The organism is Paenibacillus sp. Soil750, assembly GCF_001428045.1.
In the GTDB taxonomy this organism is placed as follows: domain Bacteria; phylum Bacillota; class Bacilli; order Paenibacillales; family NBRC-103111; genus Paenibacillus_E; species Paenibacillus_E allorhizoplanae.
In genome coordinates this window covers 1-23,987 of sequence record NZ_LMSD01000014.1, presented here as the reverse complement: position 1 = coordinate 23,987, position 23,987 = coordinate 1, and the positions used below count along the sequence as shown (strand labels likewise).

The following is a 23,987-nucleotide window of genomic DNA, read 5'->3' as shown; positions in this document are numbered from 1 at the left end:
GATTATTTTCGAGAACCGATTACTTCTACAATGCTTATGAAGGTACGTTATGACTAGACAAGAAGAACTCAAACTGGATCTCTTGATCCGCTGGAATCTGATATTCTTCATGAACAGGTGCACCCCAGCTGTCGTCCCCGCCAACACCCATTTGTTTGCCTGCAACAGTCACAACGGTATAATGAACTTCCGGAAGCTCAAAGGCATGATCAGCATGCTCGAGTTCAAATGCCGTATACGGAGACAAGTTGCACTCTACAGGTGCAACTGGATCTGACTGAATCGACAGGCCAATACCAGCCACATCCGTCACATTCACACGGCGTACGCCCGTACGGTTACCCGATTCCTGTGGAACCAGATAAGGCGTAGGCAATTGATTCACCGGACGACTAAATACGCACAAACGTGCACCGAAATTGCGGTCGATATAGTTTTCTTCAGGTCCCATCGCATACCACTCGGATTGACTATAATCTGCTGACATCTTGAACGATACAGCGAGTATCGGCAAATTCGGCAGACCCGCGGCACCCTTGTAATGTGTATTCACGCGAACATTTCCATTCGCTAATACCGTGTACGCAATTCGAACAGACACTTCCGTGTTAATACTGAATTTGTAATCGAAAACGACAGTTGCTGAGCCTTTTTCTTGGCTAAGCTCCCAATTGACGCATTTGCGAGCCAGACTAGCGGCATACCAAGCTCCAGCAGTGAAACTCATTGCGGTTCCTTTGTCATTATCCGTGGTAGCACGCCAGAACAATGGAACAGGCGGCGTAGCTATCATTTCGCGACCTTCGTATTTCAACGAAACGAGTGATCCGACTTGTTTCGAGAAAATAGCGATAAAGCCTTTGCCTGTCACGCTCATGTTGACATCACCTTCAACGACGACGACTTCGCCAGAAGGCTGCTCAACCTGAAGGCTTGCCCCAACCACAAACGTCGTTTCACCAAACGTCGTCTCAAATCCAGCATCAGCCCACAGCGTAGCTTCTCTTAGAACTAAAGAAGCCTGAATGCAGTACTCACCAGGTGTTCCTTCTACATCCGGCAATTCAATTGGCAGACTGAATTCACTCTGAGCTTCGACTTCGATATTCGCTTGCCCAGCGCCGATCTCTTTCCCCTCATGGAACAGACGGTACACAAGTACCAAATCATCTGTGTTCGCAAATAAATTCTCATTCACGATGTTAATATGAGTTCTCGTTGGTTCCAGCTTGATATTCTGATAAAGGAATTTAACTTCCTGCATTTTAGGTGTGATCTGGCGATCGGCAAAGACTAGACCATTACCGCAGAAGCTGTAATCGGTTGGACGATCTTTGAAATCACCACCGTACGCCAGAAATTCACGGCCATTCCGGTCTTTTTTCACAATCGCCTGATCAATATAATCCCAAATGAATCCGCCTTGATACATCGGATACTTGTTCTCAAGCTCTGTATATTTATGAAGGCCTCCGACGGAATTCCCCATCGCGTGCATGTATTCGCAGCTAATGTATGGTTTATCTGGCTGACTATTGAGGTAAGCCTCAATATCCGCTGGCTTAGCATACATACGGCTTTCCATGTCGCTGGTCGCTCCATAATTACGATCGTAGAATACACCTTCGTAGTGAACTAATCGCGTAGGATCCGTTTCGCGGAAATAGTTAGACACATTAAGAATAACTTGCCCCGCGTACGACTCATTACCGCATGACCAAATGAGAATTGACGGATGATTCTTATCCCGCTCAACCATCGAAATCGCACGATCCATGACAATATCTTGCCACCCCATATCGTTACCTGGAATGTTCCAGGAAGGCTCAACTGCGCCCATCTTTTGCCATGATCCGTGTGTCTCTAAATTCATCTCATCAATAACATAGACGCCGTACTCATCACAAAGCTCATACCAAAGCGTTTGGTTAGGATAGTGAGATGTACGAACGGCATTAATGTTACTGCGCTTCAACGTCTGAATATCCCACAGCATATCCTGCTTCGTAATCGCACGTCCGCTGCGGCTGTTAAACTCATGGCGATTGACACCTTTGAAAACAATGCGTTTCCCATTGATGCACATCAACTTGTCCTTCATTTCAAACCGGCGGAACCCAACCTTCTGAACGATGGCTTCAACTACATTGCCGCTCTCATCGTAGATCGAGATACACGCGGCATATAAATAAGGGCTTTCAGCACTCCATGGCTGAACAGTTCCTGCAGCAAGGTTGAACGATAAGTTGCCTCCGCGGAAATCACCTTCTTCTGTGAGGCAAATTCGCCCTTCCGCATCCTTCAGTTCAAGCTTAGCGCGAACGGATGCCGCAACTTCATTGCGAAGCTTGAGTTCAATCTCAAGCAGCCCTTGCTCATACGCATCATCCAAATCTGCCTTCACACGCATATCCCAAACATGCACGTTAGGTACGGTGTACAAATACACCTCGCGGAAAATACCTGACATCCGCCAGAAATCCTGATCTTCCAGCCAGCTTCCTGTGCTCCGCTGATAAACTTCTACGGCCAGTTTGTTCTCACCTTCACGAATATGAGGCGTTAAGTCAAACTCGGCAGGCGTAAAGCTATCTTCGCTGTAACCGATAAATTCACCATTAAGCCAAACATAGAAAGCCGATTCAACGCCTTGAAACGAAATATAGACGGGCTTGCCAATCATCGTATTCGGCAATTCAAAATTTTTCACATAGCTGCCAACTGGATTATGCTCTTGCGAAATATGAGGAGGACGAAGCGCTTCTACACCATCCCATGGATACATCGTGTTGACATATTGCGGCTGGCCCCAACCTTGTAGCTGGATATGACCAGGCACTTGGATATGCTCCCAGGCTGCGCAGTTATAATCCATTTGATAAAAAGACTGGACGCGGCTTGCGGGGTTAACCGCGTAACTAAACTGCCAGCGCCCGTTCAAGCTATGCCGCATGTCCATCGGTGCGCCAGCCTCCGCAGACGCCATTGAATGATAATAACGATGATCCGAATGGGCTTCCAATCGGTTCACTTTGAATACCCGTACATCTTGAAGCCAATCAAGGCTCGGTACAGAATGTTTCATTTATCTATGCCTCCCAAAAAATAAGACCCACGAAGGGGTCTCGAATTATACACTATTTTACAGAACCAACCATTCCAGCGACAAATTGCTTTTGCATCAAGAAAAAGACAAGTGCTGTCGGCAGTGTTGAGATCACAATAGCGGTCATGATAACCCCAAAATCTGGTGAATAACTAGAACCCAAATTGGAAATCAACAAAGGAATTGTTCGTTTCTCCGGTGTTTGCAAGACAATAAGCGGCCACAAGTAGTTGTTCCAGCTAGACATAAAAGTAATGATAGCGGCAGCTGAATACGTTGTTTTCATGGTCGGCATATACACGCGGAAAAACAACCCTAATTCCGTCAATCCATCGATACGCCCAGCTTCCAGAAGCTCCTTCGCAAACATTTTTGTGCTTTGACGGAAGAAGAAAATGAGAAACGCTGTCGTAAATGTCGGAAGGACAACCGCGTTCATCGTGTTAATCCCGATAAATGGAACCGCGCGAGATAGACTCGAAAACATTTGGTAAAGCGGAACCATCAACGCCGCGAATGGAATCATCATGGAGACAAGCAGGATATTGAACACGATATCCTTGGCTTTGCTCCGATAGATTTCGAAGGCATAGCCTGCCAGCGAAGCAACGACTAAGGCTAAGATCGTTGTAGCTAACGAAATTCTTAATGAATTCCAAAGTGCAGGAACGAGATTGATTGACTTGGTTAATTTGTGGAAGTTGTCCATGAAATGCGATCCTGGTAACATTCTGCCCTGTGTAACGTCCACAGATAGATTCGTGGAACTAATGACCATCCATATGAATGGAAAAATGGAGATAAGCGCCACAGCAAAAAGGAAGACATAGATGATTGTACGTCTTAATCCTATCATTTTTTATCACCTGCCAATTTGATTTGAAGGACAGATAACACAATGATCATGACCACAACCGAATAGGAAACTGTTGCTGCATAGCCAAAATCAGGTGTGTATTTGAAAGAAAGATTGTAGATGTACTGCGATATGGAGAGGGTAGAATTACCTGGGCCACCCTTCGTAATATTCATAATCTCATCGAACAATTGCAGCGTACCAATCGTCGAGGTAATGGACGTGAAGAGAACAATAGGCTTAAGCATTGGAAACGTAATAAAGAAAAACTGTTTGAACGCAGAGGCTCCGTCAATACGAGCTGCTTCATAAATAGAACTATCAATGTTTTGCAAAGAGGAAAGGAAAAAAATCATATTATATCCTGTCCAGCGCCATGTAATGGCAAGGATAATCGTAATTTTCGCCCAGAAAGGATCGGAAATCCATGCGATGGGCTGTGAAATCAAGTGAATCTTAATTAAAGCCATATTGATCAAACCATCGTTACCAAACAAATATTTGAAAACAACGGAGTAGGCAACAAGTGAAGTTACGCACGGCAAGAAAATAGCTGTACGGAAAAACCCTTTGAAACGAAGCTTGCTATCATTTAACAAAACGGAAATCATCATTGACAGAATGATCATGACCGGCACCTGGATAATCAAATAGATAAACGTATTCTTTACGGCAGTAATGAAAGTCTTATCGCTAAAGAGCCGCTTATAGTTGCTGATCCCGTTGAAATGTAGATTAGCACCCGCGCCTGTTTTAAACGAAAGCAGCAATGCCTGAATCATGGGATAAAAGTAAAACAAACATATCATCAATACGGCAATAGCGATAAAGAGCCATCCCGTAAGCTTTGCACGGCTACGCATCGAGTAGTTCATTGATTTCAAATCCTTCCATTATTTACGATGAAAAATCGAAACGCTGTCCCCTGCTTTGCATATTGCAATTCAGAGGTCAGCGTTCCATAGGTTAATGGGAAGAGAAACTTACTTAAGTTGGGATTCTGCTTGGGACTGAGCATCACTGAATACTTTCGCGATGTCTTTGCCCTTCAGGTAGTTTTGCATCTCAACTTTGAGAATATCTTCAATCGCATACGTATGCAGACCATAGTTGACTTTAGGAATTTGAGCCGTCCATGTTGCGAAATCGGAAATCACCTTTTGACCTCCGAAGAAATCGTCGGCTTTCGTATAAGCTTCACCTTGCGCAGCAGGTTTATAAGTACCAACAACCCCTACGTCTGTCACTAATTTTTGATACAAATTCACATCAGAACCGAGTGTTTTCCCAAGGAAATCAGCAGCGGTATCTTTACCTGTGCTGTTTAATACATACCAGGAGCTTCCTCCAAGGTTAGATGCATTAACGGAACTAGCTGTATTTTTCAACTTAGGAAAAGGAACAACTGCCCATTTACCGGATTGATCAGCTTGTGATTTAACCGATGGCGTAATCCAGTTACCTGTCGGAACAGAAGCAACAGCACCGCTATTGAAACCAGCTAGGAAGGAGTTCCAATCTGAGTTGATTTTCACAATATTAGCGTTCATGATTTCTTTGTACGTCTCGAAAGCTTCTTTCAACACAGCGTTGTCTTTCAGATCAGGCGTAGTGCCGTCACTTTTCAGATACCAAGCGCCTGCGGATTGAATCATCATACGGATTAAACCAAGATCATTGGGATCCTGTGTCAGCAAATCTTTACCTGTTTTGGCTTTAACCGCTTTACCGACTTCGATGAATTTCTGCCAGTCAATGTTTTTCAAATCATCAACCTTGTAGCCTGCTTGTTCCAAGTAATCTCTGCGAACATAAAGACCTGTTACGCCGGAGTCAAATGGTACACCGTATTGTTTACCGTTCAAGCTTGTTGGACCTAACTTGTATTCAGCGAAATCCGAAGCTTTAATGGATGCGGACATATCTGCGAATGCATCTGGATATGTTTTCAAAAAGCTTTGCGCACGGTAATCTTCAATCAATACAACATTCGGAAGACCTGACTTTGAACCAGAGTTCAAACCGGTGTTCATCTTTTGAATAATGTCATCTTGCGCATATTCAACAACATTGATTTTCACATCAGGATGATCCTTCGCATAAGCGTCTTTCGCAAGGTTCATTGCTGCGATATTAAAGTTCTTATCCCATGCCCAAACTGTAATTTCTTTACTAGTGCTCGCTGCACCGCCACTAGGAGTAGTCGTTGATGATGTGTCTGACGAATTACTTGAACATGCCGTCAAAAGCATAAAACTTGCAAGTAAAACCGTAGAAATTTTCTTCTTCATGTGATCCCCCTGGATGATTTAATTTTGTAAGTGCTTACTTATAAATAATATCATTTGGGCAATTTGTCTGGTTAGAACGAAATTTGCTGAAATTAGCGTTTTTATTGTATCTGTAATCCCATCCTTAATTGCTCATTTGTATTATTTTTATATTTTGTATTTATTTTAGTTTTTTATACTTCTACGTGTACTGATCTGTACGCCATGGAAGATTAATAGATATTTTCGTTCCCTGTCCCAATGTGCTTGTTATCGTAACCCCATACTCTTCACCGTACAAAAGAACCAGGCGATCATGAACATTACGAATACCAATCCCTGTGAACAATTGCCTCGCACTTGTGGGATTCGGTATCTCATCCGCCTTGTCCGAAAGCTCCATGCCATCCCCATTGTCAACCACTTCACAGTGCAGCGTATCTCTCTCTTTCGTGATGATGACGTAAATATATCCGGTACCCTTCTTATTAAAAGCATGAAAAAAAGCATTCTCGATAAATGGTTGCAGCATCAAATTAGGCACTTGCGCAGGCAAGCAGTCCGGTGAAACAAAGTAATCGACCTTAATCCCTTGACCATAACGAATCTGATTAATGAACACGTAATGCTTTAAATTCACCAACTCTTGCACAACGGGGATCGTTTCTTTGACATTGCTGATCGTATTCTGCAGGAGAGAAATGAGCGCATGAATCGTTTGCGTGGCGGTCTCTTGGCTCCCTCGCTGAACAAGGATATTAACGGAAGCCAGTGTATTATATAAAAAATGCGGATTAATCTGCTGCTGCAACGCGGCTAATTCTGCTTTGCGCTGCTCCTTCTGCGTATCAACAAGCTGGCTGATATAGTCGTTCAACTCGTCGAGCATAAAATTGAAGGAGCGACTAAGCTCCCTTGTCTCATAGGTGCCCGTAACCGCCATATAATTGTGGAAATTCTCTTTCGTAACCGTCGACATTTTCTTAACGAGCTTTCTTAACGAGAGCGTCAACCTCCGCGTGATCACATACACAACGAGTACAGCCAAAGCCACGATCCCCGCAACAATGAAGAAAATCGCTTTCCTGTTGAGCATTTGACCAAGTGCTGCATCCTTATCAATGACATTCATGATGTAGAAGTCGTACAATGGCAAATCGCCAGCCAATACCATGACATCCTTATCGGACATCCTGATTTCATCCTTAGCCAGCCCCTGCTGCTGAATTCTCTGTGCGCTCTCTAAAAGCGCTTTCGATGTCGTTCCGATCAACTCGGTTCGGTCGCTAGAAATGATTAGACCTTGACGATCCAGGATCATCACGTCATTCCCAGCACTTGTAAAGCTGGCATAAATGGATCTTAAATCATTTTCTTTCAGGAAGATGTAAAGCGTCCCATACCCTTCTTTACTGCCAGAATCAGTTAGCGTTTTGACGGCAACAAGTCCTTGATCCCCAGAACCCGGAGTTCCTTCACCTAAATAACTGTACAATAAACGTCCTGGCTGGCTCCGCGACTCTTGTGTAATCGGATTTCGCTCTAGATCCGCCGAAGAACCGGACCAATAAGTCCGGTCGCTCTTAAAGCTTTTGCCATTAATACCTGAAATGATCATCCCAATGTTCTTGGCTCCAATACCCGACTGGATTCGCTTCATCTGCTCGCTCATGTCGAAGGTTACTTTGGAGTTGGTTACCGAATCAACATCCCCTTCTGTCAGAAAACGTTTAATCGCACCACTTTGCACGGTATTAATGACTATATTGACATTCGAATAATGAATGGAATCCAGACCGCTTTTAATTTGCTCGATGATTTTGGAATTCGTGATACTAAATGTCTGCACAAAAAGTTTCTCCGACATTTGCACGGTAACCCAAGAAGTCGCCACCGTAACCGTAATCATGCTAAGCACCATGACAAGAAACAATTTACTAAATAAACTTAGATCAGAGATCTTTCTGAGCCACGCCCCCATAGGTTGGATGATTCCCTTCTTTATTTTTTTCGATAGTGGCTAGGTGAAGTCCCCATCAACTTCCGAAACACTTTCGTGAAGTAACTGTGATCTGAGTATCCAACAAGACTGCTGATTTCCGAAATCGAAATTTGCGCATTATCCCTTAATAATTCACATGCACGTTCGATCCGAATACGATTCAAATACTCATTAAAACCTTCTTTATTATGAATGGTAAAATAATTAGATAGATACGATGGGTTGAAATGAAATTGTTTGGCTACTTCTGTCAGCGTGAGAGGTTCAGTGAAGTGCTCATCCAGATATAATAAAATCTTCTGTATGCCTGGAGAACTTGTTTTGTTTCCTGTCACACAATCTGTCGCCTCATTCAGGAATTTGGCCAAAAGAGAACGCACTTCCCCAATATGTTTGGCCTCATGTATGGCACGGAAATACTCATACTTTGCTTCATCCAGCGTTCTAGCCTCATAGTGAAAATGCAGTAAGGAAACAATAATATTGAATAGGCTGTGACCTAAAAAAGACTTAAACTCAAACATATCCGTATCCAGCCTGTCAGGCATGGTGTCTACATAATGGCTGAGACGCCCAAAAGCTTGTTGAAAATCTTGACGATTCAGCTCCGCAGTAAACGCCTCCGAATCAAACGTATCGCCAATCCCTTCATGCTCCAACAGTTCGTCAGCAAAGAACAGTTGTTGATCCGACAGAAAGAAACGGTGATCCAACACTTTGAGAATATCATGCGTATACACATCATGAAGTTCTGTAATTTGCGTAAAATTCTTGCTAAGTGCTGCATAAAAGGATAAACCCGCCATTACGCTGGATTGTACCAATTGCTCGGCCATATGAATGACCTCCATTCGGCCAGCATCCTCTGTATTCAGCAAAAACCGGATATGACTGTCTTGATGTGACAGGCGGTGAATGATGCACGGTTCCTTAACATCCTGAACCATACCTTTCAGAAAGGCTTCGATCCATTCCTCGTTTCGTTTCATCGCGGATGAGCTATCTTGTCTATCTACAACGAGCAGAACGAAACATGGATACGGGAAAAGGGTCCTTATCTCCGCACTATCAACCTCCATGGCATAGCCGGAAATCAGCTTGTCCAACACATAGTCAATGGACTGCCCTTTTTCATTCGTAAAGTCCATGTGTCGAAAGGCTGGCATCCCCTCTACCGTCTTTTTTAAGACGGCTAGCAGTGACTTCGCATCTAATTTGGGCTTTAATAAATAATCTGCTACACCACTCTGAAACGTGGAGCGTACATACTCAAATTCACCGTAGCTGCTAAGAACCACAATCTCAATCTCCGGATATAAGCCTTTCACAACTCGGACCAATTCCTCCCCACTCATGACCGGCATAACGATATCCGTCAGGATCATGTTGGGTTCGAGTTGTTTCACCATATCAAGGGCATCCTTACCGTTCGATGCCTCGCCGACAATTTGAAAGCCTTCGCTTTCCCAATCGAGAAGATGTCTGATTCCTTGACGCACCAGCATCTCATCATCAACAATTAATACCTTGCAATACGTCTCCATGACTTACTCCTTTGTGAATTATACTTAGCTTCCCACTTTTAGATTGAACGATGTATCGGTCTCTGTCGGATTTTAAAGATAATTGTACACTTTAACAAGAATGATTCAACAATCATCTCGAGCGCTTAACTACACAGCAAAAAAAGCATCATTCACCATGTTAGCGTGAACGATGCTTTTTACCAGAAGCCTTATAAAGGACTCCTTGTTTTATTCGTATAATAACGGCTTGATATCCGCTGCATCAATGTTTGTTTTGTCGTACCAGTGGAAGCCTGTGTCGATGTTTTTCGGAACCGTTTCACCTTTAATCGCTTGCACAGCTGCTTTCACGGACCAGTAACCGATACCAATTGGATCCTGGGTAATCGCACCTGCCATTTTACCACTGCGGATCGCATCCATTTGTTGTTTACCGGAGTCGAAGCCGATAACGACGATTTTGCCGTCTTTTTTGCTTTCTGTAATCCCGTTAATAACACCAATGGCCGCACCTTCGTTAGAACCGAAAATCCCTTTGATGTTCGGGTGAGCTTGGATAATCGCCTTGGACAAGTCGGTTGCTTTCAGGGGATCACCACTGTATTGTGTATCTACAATTTTGATATTCGGGTATTTCGCTTTGATTTGGTTCACGAAGCCATCTCGGCGATCAACACCCGTACGGCTCGTTTGGTCATGGACGACTAGCGCAATCTCGCCCTCGTTCCCAATAAGCGAAGCCATTTTATCAGCAGCGAGTGAAGCAGCGGCTTTATTATCTGTAGCGGCAGTCGTTACCGGAATATCGCTATCAACACCGGAATCAAAGCCGATAATCGGGATTTTGCCCGCTTTAGCCTTCTCTAGCAGCGGTGAAGCCGCTTTGCTGTCAAGCGCAGCGAAAGCGATAGCCGCAGGCTTTTTGCCCAGTGCCGCTTGCAGCATTTCAATTTGCTTATCGACTTGTGTTTCGGTTTCAGGACCTTCAAACGTAATCTCAACATTAAATTCCTTCGCTGCTTTCTCAGCACCTTGTTTCACCGCTTGCCAGAACTGATGCTGGAAACCCTTGGAGATGACAGGAATGTAGATCTTATCTGATTTCACGGCTGCTGTCGTTGTCCCTGCAGTTGATGTTGCTGTTTTCGTCGAAGTGGAACCACATGCACTCAAAACGATAGCGGATAGTAAGATTAACGAAGACGCTATTGCAAATTTCTTAGTCCGTTTTTGCACGGTTGATCGCCCCTTATTCCTAATTAATTTGGTTTGTATAGGACTCCTAATGGAGTAAATACCACAGTTATTTCTTACGACGACGCATCATATCTGCGTAAACCGCCAACACAATCACGATACCTACGATGACGGTCTGCCACTCTTGCTTCACGGATAAAATCCGCAATCCATTCGTCAACACGCTCATGATCAAAGCCCCGATAACCGTCCCGAGGATAGATCCTTTACCCCCGCTAAGAGAAGTTCCGCCGATTACAACGGCAGCGATTGCTTCTAGCTCGTACCCAGAACCGAGTGCGGGCTGTGCGGAATTAAGTCGGGAGGCCATCATGATACCGGCAATCCCACTGAACACACCTGTCAGTGTGTAGATCACGATTTTCCAGTAGTCGACGTTAACGCCAGAGAGTCTTGTGGACTCTTCATTGCTTCCTAGGGCGAAGTTGTAACGGCCAATAATCGTTTTGGTCAAAATAATGCTGGCCACAATCGCGGCTCCAAAGAAGATGAGAATCGCATTCGGAATGCCACTGATAATCGAGCCCATTGAAATTTGGGTAAATGCGGGAGTATCGGTAAAATAAATCGGTTTCGCACCTGAGATAACTAGCGATAAGCCTTTTGTTACCATCATCATGGCGAGTGTCGCGATGAAGGGTGGAATTTTCATTCTAGCTACGAGCAGCCCGCTAATGAGACCGCAAATCGCTCCGGCGAGGATGCCTCCGAGTATGCCGAGCGGCATAGGCAGCTGCCACGTCGTGATAATCACACCAGCCATCACGGCGGAGAAAGTCATGACTGTTCCTACGGCCAAGTCGATACCAGACGTAATGATAACGAACGTAGAGCCCAAGGCTAGAACCCCAATGACGGCGGTTGAAAGCATGATCGCGACTAAGTTATCGAATTGAAAAAAGTTGCTCGACGATAAGGAAAAGATGAGTACGAGCATAATCAAGCTGGCAAATGCCAGCAGCTTTTGTGCAGCCCCGCTTTGTTTGGACAAGGTGGGAATGGTTTTTTTGTAGGCATGTGCTAGTCGTGTTGACATCGGGCTCCTCCTAACTGATCCGCATCGTGGCGAATTTCATAATGGCTTCCTGTGTTGCTTCTTGTTGGGTGAGTTCACCCGTAATGCGACCTTCGCACATGACCATGATGCGATGACTCATACGTAATATTTCTGGCAGCTCCGAGGAGATCATAATGATCGATTTCCCCTGTGCCGCGAGATCATCAAGCAGCTTGTAAATCTCCGTTTTGGCACCCACATCAATCCCCCGCGTCGGTTCATCGAAGATGAGAATATCGCAGTTGCGGTGCAGCCACTTGCCGATAACAACCTTCTGTTGGTTACCGCCGGATAGGAATTTCACCTGCTGGTGGATGGTCGGCGTTTTGATTTGAAGCGCTTCCACATAGTGCTGCGCGGTTTGAGCGATAACACCGTCACGCATCCAGCCAAAAACCCGCCTTGCCTTGCGATACGATGCGAGTGCGATGTTCATTTTCACATCCATGTCCACCATGAGCCCGTAGCGCTTGCGATCCTCGGACAAGTAGCCGATACCATGCCTCACCGCGTCATGCGGCGCTTGAATACGGACCTGCTGTCCGTGAATGCGGATGTCGCCAGAATCGATGGCGTCTGCGCCAAAAATCGCCCGCGCCACCTCCGTGCGCCCCGCTCCCATGAGGCCAGCAAAGCCGAGGATTTCGCCTTTGGCCAGATGGAAGGACACATCCTTCACCGCTGAACCGCGGTTTAGCTTGGTAACCTCCAGAACCTTCGTCGGTGAGGTGTTTGTCGCTTGTTGATTCGGGCTGACGTAGAGCTCGCGCCCTACCATCATCGAAATGATTTGATCGATGGTCGTTGTCACCGTCGGCACCGTATCGATATAGCGACCGTCACGCATGACGGTGATGCGGTCGCTAATGCGCTTCAATTCTTCCATCCGGTGAGAGATGTAGACGATTCCAACGCCTCTTGCGCGCAGCTGGTTGATGATGCGGAACAGCTCCTCTATTTCCGCATGGGTTAGCGCAGCTGTCGGTTCATCCATGATCAGCACCTCGGATTGAAAAGACAGCGCTTTCGCAATTTCGACCATTTGCTGCTTCGCCACCGTCAAATCCGCTACCATCGTCCGAGGATCCAGCTGTAGGTTCATCTGGTCGAGGAGACGCTGTGCTTGTTCGTTCAGCTTGCGCTCATCAACGAAAAGTTTAATACCGTGTCTCGGCTCTCGGCCGATGAAAATATTCTGTGCGATCGTCAAATCTGGCATCAAGTTCAACTCTTGGTGAATCATTGAAATACCAAGATGCTGCGCTGCTCTTGTATGGGGGATGCTCACTTCGCGTTCTTTGATGAAGATATTTCCTTCATCCTTTTGATACACACCCGTGGCAATTTTCATCAACGTCGATTTCCCTGCCCCATTCTCACCGACCAGCGCCAGTACCTCACCTGCCGCTAAAGTTAGTCGGCATTGATGCAGCGCATGCACGCCGGGAAAATGCTTCTCAATCCCTTCCATCCTAAGCAAAACCTCTTCACTCATCGTCGATCTCACCTCGTACCCCAGTTCATCATGTCCCTTGTTCATGAGTTCATTCTACCTGCCAGAAGCTGGAATGAGAGTGGATAAATCTCTTCAAAAACGTTGAAAATCTTCTGATTCGAGGTGGGCGTGCTTGTGGCGGTGGTGAAGTATAGAGGTGCCGTTCCAAAAAAATTTAGGACAATCTTCCACTGTAAATACACTAAAGGTTGAATCTCTTGTTGGGGTTGGTCCTCAACAGTTACCTACCAGAACCGAGGTAGATAATTGGAAAGATACCAAAACTGTTAAGATAACTTGGATTGAAAAAGATACTTTGCAAGAGGAAACAATTAGAATCACCCCCTCAATCCAGGAATAATTAAGGAGTCGCACCTCTGTCATATAACCAAAACCTGGGCAGGTCACTAATCAGCTTCTGACAAATCTGGGCTATCACAATATGAAAATACTCCACCTCATTGGGATCTCATTCCCCAAATAGACAAGAAAATGGATAGAGATTCAGATGTAATCTGAATACTCTATCCATTTTTATTTCGCCAATTATATGTCCAAGCTGCTATTCAGCAGCTTGACCGTTCAATTTCTCTTTGAGCAGGTTCAGCTGCTCATCTACTTTAGCTTGCTTCGCTGTGTCGATCGGCGTGTAGCTGCCAACCCCACCGGCTGGTACGTATGGCTTGCGAGCGATCTCAGCTTCAACTTCAAGCTGAATGATCTTCTCTTCCATGCGTTGGAAGCCGCGGGATGCATTGCCACTTTCGATCACACCATTGTAGGATACTTGTGCCATTTGTTTCTTCGCTTTCGCTAATTGAGCACGGGATACAAGCTCGTTGCGTTTGTTGCGCATTTTGTAGAATTCATCTTTCATCTCGTGCAATTGCTGTGTCAACTCATCCGCATGAGCTTTCGCAGAAGCGTATAGATCTGTGTACTCAACAATTTTATCTTCGTGGTACAGTTTTTCTTCAACAGCTTGACGAGCAATCGCTTCTTGGCCGTTTTTGATGGCTGCGGAGGCTTTCGCTTCACGATCAGCTACTAGGCGAACGGATTCTTCAAGGCGCTGCTTCAGCTTGCGCTCACTTGCGATTTGGCGAGCAACTGTTACTTCCGCCTGGGCAATTTCTTGCTCCATATCGCGAAGGTATTGGTTCAACATTACGATTGGATCCTCAATTTTATCTAATACCTCGTGAATTGAAGCTTTCGTCATATCTTTCATTCTTGTGAATACACCCATGGTTTACACGTCTCCTTTTTTACTATCCAATGTTTGTTTTTCAAAACGAGCGACTTTGGCTCTAAGTTCGTCGACTTCTCTTTGCAAAGCTTTCTTCTCAATGTCTTTCATCATCTCATCGATGTTGTTCGTTGGTTGGCTTGCTTCATATGAAGCATATTTGCTAGTCGGTTGTGGCGCTTGGCGGTGATTATGGTGATTATGGTGGTTATTGTGGTTATGGTGGTTATGGGATTTATGATGACTCCATGATCCCCCTCCATACGAGCTTGCATAGGGATCAAATGGGGGCTGATCAAACCCAGGTTCCTTCGGAATAACAATCGCCGCTACAAAGTAGACGAAAATGACGGTGCCTCCGGTGAAAAACGTGGTGATCACGACTAGTAAACGTAATAGTGTGACATCTACATTCATGGCTTCTGCAAGTCCCCCGCATAGGCCCGTTAATTTCTTATCTCTTCGTGAGCGATATAGTTTGTTCATGATCCTGTGTTCCCTCCTGTTTCAGTCTATTGCGAAGTGCTTCCATTTCCGCATCTACAGCTGGGTTACCCCCGCTGTAGTAGCTTTCGCGACCCATCTTCCTAACGTCGCGAAGCGTCCTGGCGTGCAGCTCCATATCGGATACGCGCTCTTCCAATCGGCCGAACATCCGCGGTGCCCCATCTTGTGTGACACTGCTGCGAGCATGCATGCGCTGCTGCAAGCGAGCGGACTCCATACGAGCCAAGTAGTAGCTTCGTTTGTCTGCGACTTCTTTGTAATCTGCCTTCAGTTGTTGCAGCTCCTCATCAAGCTCAAGGATGGACTGCTTCGCCTGCTCATACAGATCATGGTATTGCACGCTTTTCTCTTCCGCCTGCAACTTCTCTTGCAGCACGATTCGTGCCATGTGCTCTTCGCCAGCCTTCAAAGCCAGCAGCGCTTGATGCTCACGCTTTTCTTTCGTTTCTAATGCAGTTAAATATTGCTGCCGAAGTGACGCTGCATGACTTACGCATTGCTGATACAATCGTTCTGACTGCACAAGCTGCTCACGTTGGGCTGCTAAGTATTGGTCAATCAAGCGTACCGGATCTTCCGACTTCTCTAAATGCTCATTCAAAGTTGCCACGGTTATATCTCTCATCCGCCTAAATAGGCTCATCTTCACTCCACCTTTTTCACACTCTATATTCGATTCTCTTACCGCTTACGTTAAGCTGTTCTTCCTTTTAACATGGAAAATCCATATCCGATTAACCCGATTGCCAGAAGAATAATGATCCAACCTGCTAGCTTACTTACTAGAATGATTATCCCGATACCGGCAATTACCCATCCTATTTTCTTATCGTTCTTAATCCCTAGGTAACCCAGTCCAACCATAATGAGGGGAATCACATATCCCATCACCGAGCCAATAAAGTCTCCTAAGTGAAAACCTAGCTTATTGAATAAAATCAGTGCGCCGAATGCGATCAGCAGAGCGGCAAATCCTGTATTTCTTTTCATCGTTTCGTCACCGCCTTTCGTTGTTTGTCGTCGTCTTCTTCATGTCTTTATTCTAGGTAAAATCGCGGCTTTCCAAAACGGACCGTGGACGGTATTTGCACCTAGACCTTAGTCGGGGTGGGTCTACGACCTATGATAGACGGGCATTCCCCCCTGCTGGCATAGCTAAAATTATCGTGAGTGCCATTTAGGAAGTATGGTAAAATAAGGGCTAGTTTGAACTATCACGCTTTATTGCGTAAGGAGGATTCTCTTGTGAACATCTCGGAGCGAACTTTTCAGGGAATTGGTGGGGTTGAACTTTTCTATAGAAGAGCCACTCCGTCAGAAGTACCAGCCAAAGGCGCCATTATTGCTGTGCATGGACATGGCGACCACAGCGGTGGATTAGTCAATATGTGTGACGCACTCGTACAGGGGGGGTATATCGTCTATTCGGCTGATTCGCGCGGTCATGGGCGAAGCCCCGGTATTCGTGGATTCATACGCTCATGGGATGAATACAAAGGAGATCTGCATGTATTTAGAGAACTCGTCCAATCTGAAAATCCTGAATTGCCTCTCTTTATCATTGGTCACAGTATGGGGGGCGTGATTAGTGCGGACTATGTGCTCGATCGGGGCACTGGGATTAGTGGACTCGTTTTGGTGGCTCCTGCGATTTCGTATGAAATGACGACCTTTGAGAGTTGGCTCATTAAACTTCTGGGGAAGATAAGACCACAACTCACCATTCAAAAATCAGGCAGTGTCGAAGGATTAACGCAAGATCCCGACATGGCGGCGAAGCTACAAGCAGATCCTTTGCGTCATAGTACCGTAACACCAGGGTTAGGCCTTGGACTAAGCCAAGCCATTCCAAGAATTTTGAATCACGCACAATCGTTTCAACTCCCCCTTCTCCTGCAATACGGCCTAGAAGATAAATTGACGCCCCCCGCGAAGCTTCAGCAATTCCTGCACTTGGTGGGTTCGCAAGATAAAAAGAGCTACGCTTACGATACGATGCGTCATCGTCCTTTTGATGACCTAGGGCGAGAGCAATTTCTTTCTGATTTACTAGGTTGGTTGGATCAACATAGAGCATAACTAACCCAAGATGTATGTTTGCAAATGAAAGAAGAACCGCCGTCAATGACGGCGGTTTTTTCTATACTTATAGTCGCTGCTATACCGTTTCCCTATCTAACACGTACACCTTCACGTTCTTTTTCACACCAAACTCCTGCGCTTGGCCCAGATCATTCATGAAGACATCAATTCTGGAGCCGCGAATCGCCGATCCGATATCTTCCGCTTTTCGGATGCCAATGCCTTCGATGAACACCGTGGATCCTAAAGGAATGACGGCTGGATCTACAGCAATTGTGCGTCCCTCCTTGGCCTTGATACCACTATAAGTGATGCCGTATGTAGGATGAGAGGCTTTTTTGCCTGTCGATTCAAAGCCCGCGGTGTACGCGGTTAACGTTGTATTAATCACTTTTTTGATGATTTTCGGCTGTCCCTCGGATGCAGCAGCTACAGCGACAAGAGGGATTGTTAGACTTTGTCCGATCGTCAGTTGGTTCGGATTCGAAATGGAATTGGCAGCAATGAGGTCATCGACAGCGATCTCAAAGCTCTTTGCTATTTTGAACAGGGTATCTCCTCGGCTTACTTTGTACGTTGTCGCAGCTTGCTCGACTGCAGTAGCTGGAGTTTCAGCGATCGATGTATCCGTGCTTCCACTCGTAGAGGCCACATAGACAGGCGACATATCCATATCTTCATAGCTCGTCGGATACGAATATGCCTTCGATTGCATGAACCACAAACCAAGCAACACAATTAAGGATAAGGTCGATATACATAGTTTACGAAACATCATAGCTATAGCTCCTCCTAGAAAAGTTAATAGAGTTATAGCTACTAGACTCGGCTAAAAGTAAACATTCTATACATTTTCTATGAAATTAATGCTAGATACATAGAAACAATAAGAGAGAACCATAAGAGTTGTCTTGTATATTCCCACCTTATTCTGTTTACGATAGTAAACCTATGGACGATATTCCGCAGCAAAAAGATAAGTCCAGATATAAATTTCCCCATCCAAATATGCCTTGACAGGAATATTCCATTTGAGTTATATTCAATACATGAATACGATATTCAGTGCTCTTGCCGAACCACATCGCTTACGCATGGTTGAGCTATTACGAGACGGCCCCCTTACTGTAGGGGAGATCGTCGACCGGCTCGGCCTTAGTCAGCCGCAAGTTTCCAAGCATCTGCGTGTACTAAGTGAAGCAGGACTCGTAGAGGTACAGCCAATAGCGAATCGAAGGGTCTATAAACTGCGGCCGCAGTCCCTTCAGGACATTGAGAATTGGCTCGGTTCCTTCAGACGTCTGTGGGAAACCCGATTTGATCGGATGGAGGCCTATATAGAGGCTTTGCAGGCAAAGGAAAACAAACCAGCTGATCCGAAATAAATCGCGATCAAGCTTCCGTAAACTATTTTATATAATGGAGGATTAGACATGACACAACAAAACACATTTGAGATGAATCATGAAGGTACAGAATTGGTGATTACACGTATCGTTAACGCACCTCGCGAGCTTGTTTATAAAGTATGGACAGAGCCTGAGCACCTAGCTGCATGGTGGGGACCAACAGGTATGGAGTTGACGGTCGTCTCTCTAGATGTTCGTCCTGGCGGCCTTTTCCACTACGGAATGAAGTCACCGGAAGGCTTTGAAATGTTTGGCCGATTCGCGTATCAAGAGGTTGTTGCACCAGAGAAGCTTTCCTATGTGACTTCTTTTGCAGATCCGGAAGGTAACGCAATCCGTGCACCATTCAGCCCTATCTTCCCAATTGAAATCTTGAATACATTAACGTTCACTGAAGAAGATGGCAAAACGATCGTCGTCATGAGCGGCGGGCCAATCAATGCGACGGAAGAAGAAATTCAGTTCTTCGCCTCAATGAAAGGCTCTATGGAACAAGGCTTTGGCGGAACGTTCAAACAATTGGATGACTACATTGCAAAAATCACAGCTTAATCACCTACACAAATAACAAAAAACGAGCATCAGAAGAACTCTTCTGTGGCTCGTTTTTGTTTTGTAACAGGATATTTATTTATACAGCTGCTTTGCGCAGCAACCCATAGGAAATGAGCGAATAGATAACGACCAAAGGGATCATATACCAGAACAAACCCATATAATGATCAGCTACCCAATGGCCAAAATCGCTCCATAGATCGAAATGTGTCATCGTATAGGAACCAATTGTCCCAATAAGCAGCATCGCTGTAAAAAAGACGTACATGGACATGCTGCCAAAACGGCGATGCAAGCTAGAAATAGCAAACCCGAGGAAAAAACAGTGTACCAATACGAGGATATTAAACCCCAGTATACCGATGTACGGTAGATCGCTTAGAAAACCTATTTTAAACAGATGCAAATTCACGTTCCACCCGTCTGTTGCTTGTTCAATGGCCGAAAGAATGGTTAGAGCAATCCCCGAAATGCTATTTACTAAAAGGACAGTCAAGGCTGTACCAAAGAAATAATCTTTTCTCCGAATACTAAGACCGATGGCGAATGGGAACGTTTCTTTTATCGTCAGCGTACCTGCTATAAATGCGTATACGAAAACAGAAGCAACCGCACCCGTATTGACGGTTTCACCGTCATTAAATGAAAGAGCAATTAAAGCATTGATCAGAAAATTAGCGCCCAGGATGGCCCATGGAACCAAAAACCATGTGTTCTTGTTCCTTAGATGAAGCATGACGACTTGCTTAACTCGGTTCATAGTAATTCAGACCCCTTTCCCGCGACTTGCGTGCGTGTCAGATGAACAATGAGCTGCTGGATGGAAACTGGAGCGAATTCCAGTCCTAATTCTTCGGCGTATTTGCGATCTTGCACCGAAAGAGCCCCCATGATGGTCGCTGTTGCAGCAGAACCAATTGCTGTTCGCTCCAGCACTTCTTTTCCCCGTACGAACGCATCTACCGCTGATTTCAAACCTGAAACCATACAAGCACGGCCGCGAAGCGCATCAGCATCTTCATTTAGAATTATCTTGCCGTTGTCGATCACTAGAACATGCTCAAGTAGTCGACTCACCTCATCAATGAGATGTGTAGAAAGAATGACGGTTCGAGGGTGCTCCGCGTAATCTTCCAACAGACGATCATAGAAAAGTACACGCGCTACAGCATCCAGCCCCAGATACGGCTCATCGAAGATCGTCAATGGCGCGCGGCTAGCGAGCCCCACCACAATACCCACCGAGGAGAGCATGCCTCTGGAGAGCTTTTTAATTTTCCTTTTGATCGGAAGTCGAAAATCTTCAATTAACGCGTTAGCATACGCATCATCCCAGTTCGGGTATAAGGTTTTGGCAACCGCCAGCACGTCAATAATACGGAAAGTATCCGGATATTTCTGGCTCTCTTTAATAAAACAAATCTGATTCAGCACCTGACTATTCTCAAAAGGCTCTTCGCCAAACACCTTGAGCTCACCGCTTGTCGCGAACTGCTGTGCGGAGATCATATGCATGATGGTTGTTTTGCCTGCGCCATTTCTGCCGAGTAAGCCGTAGATTTTGTTCGCTTCTACCGTGAAGCTGACCCCGTCAACAGCCTTAACTTGGCCATAGGCCTTCGTCAGTCCTTTTACCTCAACAACGTTCGTCATTACGCTTTCTCCCCTCTCCGCACCATTTCCGTTAATTGCTCTACCGTTATGCCTAACTTCTCGGCTTCCCTCACCATCGTCACGACATATTGCTCGTAAAAAAGTTCTTTACGCTTCTCCATCAGCTTCGCCCTCGCTCCCTCCGCTACAAACATGCCAATGCCACGCTTCTTGTATAAAATCCCTTGGTCCACTAGCAGGTTAACACCCTTCGCTGCCGTTGCCGGATTGATCTGATAAAAGGCTGCAAATTGATTCGTAGAAGGAACCTGCGATTCTTCCAGCATGCGTGATTCGATAATGTCATCCTCAATCTGCTCTGCGATTTGCACAAAAATCGGGCGGCTATCGTCCATCATAAATCCCACAATTCTCACCACCGCTTTCATCACTACATTGGTTAGTTACTCATGTAACTAACCATACAACCAAATAACGTTGAAGTCAAGCGTAATACAAAAATTGGGTAGTTAAATAATTTCTTTTTTGCAGGGGAATACCAGTAGGGCGTGGGGTGGGAACCGGTCTAAGTAAAGATAAAGGACAAGAAATGGTTGAATACAAGAAGAGCTGGTTAAAGACATAGAAAAGAAAAAGCACATGACGACACACTTATTGAAAGGTAGGGTTTCTATGTTTCTATCTATCATACGGAGTAGTTTGGTGGTTTTGTTGGGGTTTGCGTTGATTAACCCTGTTGGAGAAGAAATAAAGTCTACTCGCGCGTCACAGCATGCGACAGTACAAGTGGCGCCGCAAACCACTATTGCACATGAGGATTCACAACTTGCTGCGGCACAAGATGAGCTGAAAACTGTTGCTGCACAAGTAGAGCCGCAAACCGCTGCACCGTTGTTTTCTTTCTCGGTGATGAGCGACGTTCATATCATATCGACCGACTCCGCTTCTCAGTTGCTTCTGCGGCAAGCGCTCGCGGATCACCATGAGCTGCGCCCAGACAGCAAGTTGCTTGTTCTGAACGGTGATCTCACGAACGGCAGTGAGAGCGATTATCGCAGCTTGCTGGCGCTGCTCAGCCGACAGCCCCATGCCCCTGTGCAGGCAACCATGGGCAACCATGACTACTACGGCGTGTGGCGAAAGCCGGATGGCACGATGGATTACACGAAGATGAATTCTTCGTGGTCGAGTGCGAATGCGGTCGCGTTATTCGACCGCATGATGGGGTACGACAAGCCGTATCACGAGCTTGTCGTAGAGGGCTACCGCTTCCTATTCCTTAGCGGGGAAGCGTATAGAGACGTGGACGCATCCATTAATGAGGATGCGTACCTCTCTCCCACGCAGCTCAGCTGGCTGAGCGAGCGGCTCACGGCGGCGAGCTCGGCGGATGCCGGCAAGCCCGTGTTCGTATTCCTCCACCAGCCGCTTCCGAGCACGCTGGATGGTACGGATCTGGAGCTGGGCGTCGTCCAGCACAAGGAACTGCGTGCGCTGCTTGACGCGCACCCGAATGTCATTTTGTTCAGTGGGCACACCCACTGGAACGTTGAAACGACCAGCCAAGTGAAGCAGCTGAAGTTTCTTGCCGCTTCCAGCGCCTCCATCCGCGAGGTATGGAGCGCTAAGAATGAGCCCGAGACGCGGTCGCTTAGCCAGAGCCTCATCGTCGATGTTTACCCAGATCGCGTAGCTATTCTGCGCCGCGAGCATACCGAAAAGCGATGGATCGAGCCATCCATCGCGAAGGGGTATGATGTGAAATAGCGCTGCCAGCTTTAGTCCGATTTTACCCACTTAAAATGCCCTTAACCTGCTGTCATCGTATTACTCTGCTAATTAGTTCGGTAGAATCGGACTAATGTAAGCCTTTGAGCCGACTGGGCTCATTTAAGTCGAAATATCCGAACTATTTACATGGAAAGAGACCCTTCCGTAATGGAAAGGTCTCTTCTTCTTGCTGAGCTTCACTGACGGCCACTCAGATTCGTATCATTAACAATACGGGCCGACTGCAACGCGCGTACAGACGTGTTTGAACAATTGAAAGTCAGCCTTTCGGATCACTCGAAGGACAGTCTTATTCCGATTACACTACATTCTGTGTGCTCACTGATTCATCGTAATCAAAGTGCCTACACGAAGCTGTAATTGACTCCACACTCCTCAATAATTGGAAAACCTCCATTTATTTTTCCTATTTTAGCGTGAATTTTTATTTTAACTGGAAAATATGTAGCTAATTTTTGAGTTTCTGCTGTTTCCGACGTAAAACCTTGAATTACATGTATTTTTTACAGTTATTTGTATAAAAAGGAAGATTCCCACTGAATTTAACTGTATGTTTTCCCGCTAAAGTACCACCATGGGTTCATCACACAAACCCCAATCTACTAAACAACCACTCTATTAACACATTTTCTATTACATAGGTAAATCTAGTTAACGGGCATGCCTCCTTCGACATCTACTATAAGCAGATAGAGAGAAGGAGGTGAAACTTACATGCAAAACACAAAACGCAGCATCCCTACTCTCAAAGACTCTGGCAAGTTCGGCAAGTCGTACACGCGCATTCCTCTGGGCAAAAAGTTCGGTCCTACACAAACACTTAGACGACTTACTATTCTTTGGGTAGATAACGCCGGTGTTCCTTTCGTCACTTCGGGCTTTTTCTGTGAGGCTCGTACTTTAAATGGAACCCGCCTTGCAACTGCTCGCTTTGATGCATTTGGAACTGCTGTATTCCGTACAATCGGTACCCCTACTACACGTACTTTAGTTCTTAGAACTTTCGATGCAGACGGTGTCATCTTCCGTACACGTACGGTTCGTTCTGGTATTTCGGCTTTCGTATTTATCGGCTAATTAACCAAAAACAGCCCACCCCCGGCAAATTGAACTGTGACCCTAATTGTGGACGTTTTAAAAGAAAGACCCCATGGCCTAATTAGGCCGCTAAAAGGTGACTTCTGAATTCATCAGGAGTCATCTTTTTTAAT

The 23,987-nt window shown here is 45.6% G+C and carries 22 protein-coding genes; 5 read left to right on the top strand and 17 right to left on the bottom strand.

The features are described from left to right. Window positions 1–34 precede the first annotated feature (34 nt). The 13 genes from ASL11_RS17785 to ASL11_RS17720 form a co-directional block, all read right to left on the bottom strand. Window positions 35–3,085 carry a glycoside hydrolase family 2 TIM barrel-domain containing protein gene (locus tag ASL11_RS17785; protein ID WP_056617461.1) on the bottom strand — a complete coding sequence of 1,017 codons (3,051 nt, stop codon included), beginning with the start codon at window positions 3,083–3,085 and terminating at the stop codon, window positions 35–37. A 52-nt stretch (window positions 3,086–3,137) separates the two neighbouring features. Continuing rightward, window positions 3,138–3,962, bottom strand: coding sequence for a carbohydrate ABC transporter permease (locus ASL11_RS17780; RefSeq protein ID WP_056617458.1), 825 nt, complete (start codon window positions 3,960–3,962; stop codon window positions 3,138–3,140). After that, window positions 3,959–4,837 carry a carbohydrate ABC transporter permease gene (locus ASL11_RS17775; protein WP_028553433.1) on the bottom strand — a complete coding sequence of 293 codons (879 nt, stop codon included), beginning with the start codon at window positions 4,835–4,837 and terminating at the stop codon, window positions 3,959–3,961. The genes ASL11_RS17780 and ASL11_RS17775 overlap by 4 nt, the downstream gene beginning before the upstream one ends. A gap of 108 nt (window positions 4,838–4,945) precedes the next feature. Beyond that, window positions 4,946–6,253: an ABC transporter substrate-binding protein gene (locus tag ASL11_RS17770; RefSeq protein ID WP_056617455.1), complete on the bottom strand. Its 1,308-nt coding sequence runs from the start codon at window positions 6,251–6,253 to the stop codon at window positions 4,946–4,948. A gap of 181 nt (window positions 6,254–6,434) precedes the next feature. Further along, entirely contained in the window at window positions 6,435–8,213 is a 1,779-nt protein-coding gene (locus tag ASL11_RS17765; protein WP_056617452.1) for a sensor histidine kinase, read from the bottom strand. 20 nt (window positions 8,214–8,233) lie between these two features. After that, the gene (locus ASL11_RS17760; protein WP_056617450.1) at window positions 8,234–9,778 is read right to left on the bottom strand and encodes a response regulator transcription factor; all 1,545 of its coding nucleotides are present in this window, start codon (window positions 9,776–9,778) and stop codon (window positions 8,234–8,236) included. Between the two features lie 210 nt (window positions 9,779–9,988). Then, entirely contained in the window at window positions 9,989–10,996 is a 1,008-nt protein-coding gene (locus ASL11_RS17755; RefSeq protein ID WP_056617448.1) for an ABC transporter substrate-binding protein, read from the bottom strand. A gap of 67 nt (window positions 10,997–11,063) precedes the next feature. Further along, window positions 11,064–12,053 carry an ABC transporter permease gene (locus ASL11_RS17750; RefSeq protein WP_056617445.1) on the bottom strand — a complete coding sequence of 330 codons (990 nt, stop codon included), beginning with the start codon at window positions 12,051–12,053 and terminating at the stop codon, window positions 11,064–11,066. Window positions 12,054–12,063: 10 nt separating this feature from the next. Next, entirely contained in the window at window positions 12,064–13,569 is a 1,506-nt protein-coding gene (locus ASL11_RS17745) for a sugar ABC transporter ATP-binding protein (RefSeq protein WP_056617442.1), read from the bottom strand. A 562-nt stretch (window positions 13,570–14,131) separates the two neighbouring features. Then, window positions 14,132–14,818 carry a PspA/IM30 family protein gene (locus ASL11_RS17735; protein WP_056617436.1) on the bottom strand — a complete coding sequence of 229 codons (687 nt, stop codon included), beginning with the start codon at window positions 14,816–14,818 and terminating at the stop codon, window positions 14,132–14,134. A gap of 3 nt (window positions 14,819–14,821) precedes the next feature. Beyond that, on the bottom strand, window positions 14,822–15,304 hold the full coding sequence (locus ASL11_RS17730) for a PspC domain-containing protein (RefSeq protein ID WP_056617433.1): 483 nt from the start codon (window positions 15,302–15,304) through the stop codon (window positions 14,822–14,824). Further along, window positions 15,273–15,968, bottom strand: a complete 696-nt coding sequence (locus tag ASL11_RS17725; RefSeq protein ID WP_056617430.1) for a PspA/IM30 family protein — start codon at window positions 15,966–15,968, stop codon at window positions 15,273–15,275. Before ASL11_RS17725 ends, ASL11_RS17730 begins: the two co-directional genes overlap by 32 nt. A gap of 50 nt (window positions 15,969–16,018) precedes the next feature. Beyond that, window positions 16,019–16,315 (bottom strand): LiaF transmembrane domain-containing protein, encoded by a 297-nt coding sequence (locus tag ASL11_RS17720; protein ID WP_056617426.1) that lies wholly within the window; start codon window positions 16,313–16,315, stop codon window positions 16,019–16,021. A 255-nt stretch (window positions 16,316–16,570) separates the two neighbouring features. Between ASL11_RS17720 and ASL11_RS17715 the strand changes: the two genes are divergently transcribed. Then, window positions 16,571–17,404 carry an alpha/beta hydrolase gene (locus ASL11_RS17715; protein WP_056617423.1) on the top strand — a complete coding sequence of 278 codons (834 nt, stop codon included), beginning with the start codon at window positions 16,571–16,573 and terminating at the stop codon, window positions 17,402–17,404. Window positions 17,405–17,483: 79 nt separating this feature from the next. On the opposite strand, the gene ASL11_RS17710 is transcribed toward ASL11_RS17715, so the two are convergent. Beyond that, window positions 17,484–18,185: a 3D domain-containing protein gene (locus ASL11_RS17710; protein WP_157256963.1), complete on the bottom strand. Its 702-nt coding sequence runs from the start codon at window positions 18,183–18,185 to the stop codon at window positions 17,484–17,486. A 271-nt stretch (window positions 18,186–18,456) separates the two neighbouring features. Between ASL11_RS17710 and ASL11_RS17705 the strand changes: the two genes are divergently transcribed. Together ASL11_RS17705 and ASL11_RS17700 are read left to right on the top strand one after the other, a co-directional pair. Beyond that, entirely contained in the window at window positions 18,457–18,792 is a 336-nt protein-coding gene (locus ASL11_RS17705; protein WP_056617650.1) for an ArsR/SmtB family transcription factor, read from the top strand. Between the two features lie 48 nt (window positions 18,793–18,840). Beyond that, entirely contained in the window at window positions 18,841–19,368 is a 528-nt protein-coding gene (locus ASL11_RS17700; RefSeq protein WP_056617420.1) for an SRPBCC family protein, read from the top strand. A 79-nt stretch (window positions 19,369–19,447) separates the two neighbouring features. Here the strand turns inward: ASL11_RS17700 and ASL11_RS17695 are convergent, their stop codons facing one another. The 3 genes from ASL11_RS17695 to ASL11_RS17685 are packed head-to-tail and all read right to left on the bottom strand — an operon-like array spanning window position 19,448 to window position 21,383. Next, window positions 19,448–20,131: a hypothetical protein gene (locus ASL11_RS17695; protein ID WP_056617417.1), complete on the bottom strand. Its 684-nt coding sequence runs from the start codon at window positions 20,129–20,131 to the stop codon at window positions 19,448–19,450. Beyond that, window positions 20,128–21,024, bottom strand: a complete 897-nt coding sequence (locus ASL11_RS17690; RefSeq protein ID WP_056617414.1) for an ABC transporter ATP-binding protein — start codon at window positions 21,022–21,024, stop codon at window positions 20,128–20,130. Before ASL11_RS17690 ends, ASL11_RS17695 begins: the two co-directional genes overlap by 4 nt. After that, window positions 21,024–21,383 (bottom strand): GntR family transcriptional regulator, encoded by a 360-nt coding sequence (locus ASL11_RS17685; protein WP_216855838.1) that lies wholly within the window; start codon window positions 21,381–21,383, stop codon window positions 21,024–21,026. The genes ASL11_RS17690 and ASL11_RS17685 overlap by 1 nt, the downstream gene beginning before the upstream one ends. Before the next feature lie 241 nt (window positions 21,384–21,624). On the opposite strand from ASL11_RS17685, the gene ASL11_RS17680 reads away from it, so the two are divergent. After that, window positions 21,625–22,752, top strand: coding sequence for a metallophosphoesterase family protein (locus ASL11_RS17680; RefSeq protein WP_082595568.1), 1,128 nt, complete (start codon window positions 21,625–21,627; stop codon window positions 22,750–22,752). 738 nt (window positions 22,753–23,490) lie between these two features. Continuing rightward, window positions 23,491–23,853 (top strand): hypothetical protein, encoded by a 363-nt coding sequence (locus ASL11_RS17675; protein WP_063795615.1) that lies wholly within the window; start codon window positions 23,491–23,493, stop codon window positions 23,851–23,853. Window positions 23,854–23,987 lie beyond the last annotated feature (134 nt).